Below are 2,761 nucleotides of genomic sequence, written 5' to 3'. Positions count from 1 at the left end.
CCCAATGCGCAAGCCGGTAAAAATATAGGGCACAGTTGCCGGGAAAACGATTTTGAAAAAGTACTTCCAGCCGGACATGCGCACAATTCTGGCCACGTTGCGGTAGTCCTGAGGGATCTGCTGTACGCCGACAACGGTGTTGATCAAAATGGGCCAGAGGGCCGTAATGAAGATTACAAAAATGGCGGAAGGGTTGGCATCTCGAAAGGCAGCCAAAGAAATCGGCAGCCAGGCCAAAGGCGGCACCGTGCGCAGCACCTGAAAAATGGGATCCAAAGCCTCGTACAGCCAGCGATTGACCCCGATGATCATGCCGCCCACAACCCCCACCAAGCCGGCCAGGGCAAACCCAATGAACACCCGCCGCAAGCTGGCCCAAATTTGCCAGAACAGCCCTTTGGCATTGCCGCCATAGTCAAAAAAGGGATCTTTAATGAGGGGATCCCAGGTGTCCTGCCAAACCTGGAGAGGGGTGGGCAAGTTGGCTCCGGGGCGGCTATAGGCAATTTGCCAGAGAACGAGCACTATTAAAATGGCCGTGGTGGGCAAAAGAACGCGGCGCAGCACTTGGTGGATTTGGACTCGCTGCCTCCAAGCAGAAGAAGATGCAGAGCTGGCCGGGGAGTGGAGCCCGGCATTGGACTGAAGAACAAAGCCTGGGCTGGTTTTCAGCAGCCAGTGGCCTAGGCCAACCAGTAGGGGAAGCAGGATCCGAAAGAGGTGGTAGCCCAACTGTAGGGCAGAGTGGAAAATCCTCATGGCTTGCTGGGAGTAAGGTTGAAGTCAACTTAAGAGGATCCCAAGAGAGAAGGGGTTTCAGTTGAACACTCTTTGTGGGGATTCGGGGATCCCTTCTCTCCTGGACAGAGGGTTTGCAGCTAACTTGCTGGGGAAAGTTGGGAAATTAGGCCAGCTTCTTAATCGCCAATTTCTCCAGGTAGGCGGCAGGATTTTCGGGATCGAACTGCACCCCGTCGAAGAAGGTTTCCACTCCTCGAGAGGTGCTGGGGGGAATGGCTGCCCCCTGACCAATGGCTTTGGCAGCTTCTCGCCAGAGTTCTTCCCGATTCACCCGCTCCACCAAGGCTTTGGTATCGGTGTCGGCAGGCAGATAGCCCCAGCGGATGTTTTCGGTCAAGAACCAGAGATCGTGGCTCTTGAAGGGGTAGGAAGCGTAGTTCTGCCAGAACTTCATCAGGTGGGGGCTGTTTTCAACGACCTTGCCGGTGCCGTAGTCAAAAGTGCCCCGAGAACGGCCCAAGATATCGGGCACAGGCACCCCCAGCCAGCGGCGGTCGCCGATGATGCGACACATCTCCTCTTTGTTTTCCATCTGGTCGCACCAGATCTGGGCTTCTAGCACCGCTTTCAACAGGGCAAGGGTGGCTTTCGGGTGCGCATCCACCCAGTCGGCCCGCAGGGCAAAGGCCTTTTCCGGGTGGCCGTTCCACAGCTCGCCGGTGGTGAGGGCACTATACCCCTCTTTTTGGTTCACCAGCTGGGCATTCCAAGGCTCGCCCACACAGAGGGCTTCCATGGTTCTGGATTTCATATTGGCCACCATTTGCGGCGGCGGCACCACAATGACGGAGACGTCGCTAGTGGGATCGATCCCGCCTGCGGCCAGCCAGTAGCGCATCCATAGGTCGTGGGTGCCACCGGGGAAGGTCATCGCACATTTGGGATCTTTGCCGGCAGCTCGAAGCTCGGCAAACTTGGCCTTGAGGGGGGAACTATCCAGGCCGATTTGCAAATCCCGATATTGGTTGGAAATGCTGATGCCCTGACCGTCCAGATTGAGACGGGCCAAAATGTACATAGGCACCGGCTTGCCATCGGTAACTTTGCCGGTGGTGATGAGGTAGGGCATGGGGGTGAGGATGTGTGCCCCATCGATGCCGCCGGCGGCGGATCCCAGCACCAAGTTGTCGCGGGTGGTGCCCCAAGAGGCCTGCTTGACCACCTCTACGTCCTTCATGCCGTACTTGTCAAAGAACCCCTTTTCTTTGGCGATGATCAGGGGGGCCGCGTCGGTTAGAGCGATGAACCCCAGCTTGGCGCTGGTGGTTTCGGGAGTATCGGCCTGCGCCACCCAGTAGCCTTTGCCCAAGGATTGCGATTGGGCGCGCGGGATCCCAGCCGTGGCCGCCCCAGCCGTGAGAGCAGCCACCCCGGCCAAAAATTGCCGACGGGAGACGGGAGAGGAAGTGCTGAACAGCTTAGACATCGAAACCTCCAAGATTTACAACGACGAAGAAAGAAAAACTTTCAGGACGGCAACAGAACCGCTAGCGGGTTACCAAAACAGAAGCCTGGGCGGCGGACGGATGCTGACGCGGCTTGGCCCCAAAGTGTTCAATGAGCAACTCCACCAAGACCGGCTTGAGGTCTTCGCAAGGGATCCCTTTGCGCACGCATTCGCCCAGCTTGGCGTCTTTGCCCACCTCTCCCCCCATGTAGATGTCCACGGCCTCCACCACCCTGCCGTCCTTGCGAGCAGTGGTGCCCATAAGGCCGATATCGGCTACTTGGGGTTGGCCGCAGGAGTTGGGGCAGCCCGTCCAGTGGATGCGCACCGTTTGGGGGATCTCCAGCTCCGCCTCCAGCTCCTCCATCAAGGCCACAGCCCGGTTTTTGGTCTCGATAAGGGCAAAGTTGCAGAACTGGTTGCCCGTACACGACACCAGCCCCCGCTGCAATGGCCCTGGGTTGGGAGAGAACTTTTTCAACAGCGGCTCTTTTAACAAGGAAGCCACTCGGG

The 2,761-nt window shown here is 58.0% G+C and carries 2 protein-coding genes and 1 pseudogene; all 3 read right to left on the bottom strand.

Features of this window, described 5'->3' with window-relative positions:
• Positions 1–759 (bottom strand): nitrate ABC transporter permease (ntrB, locus tag NW856_RS04190; protein ID WP_414399261.1); only part of this gene is annotated, 759 nt, incomplete at its 3' end.
• A gap of 145 nt (positions 760–904) precedes the next feature.
• On the bottom strand, positions 905–2,227 hold the full coding sequence (locus NW856_RS04185) for a CmpA/NrtA family ABC transporter substrate-binding protein (protein ID WP_414330505.1): 1,323 nt from the start codon (positions 2,225–2,227) through the stop codon (positions 905–907).
• A 61-nt stretch (positions 2,228–2,288) separates the two neighbouring features.
• Positions 2,289–2,761 (bottom strand): annotated as a pseudogene (nirA, locus tag NW856_RS04180) (ferredoxin--nitrite reductase); the annotation flags it as partial.

Source organism: Synechococcus sp. R3-13 (assembly GCF_047462195.1).
Taxonomy (GTDB): domain Bacteria; phylum Cyanobacteriota; class Cyanobacteriia; order Thermostichales; family Thermostichaceae; genus Thermostichus.
This window is presented reverse-complemented; position numbering and strand designations above follow the sequence as displayed.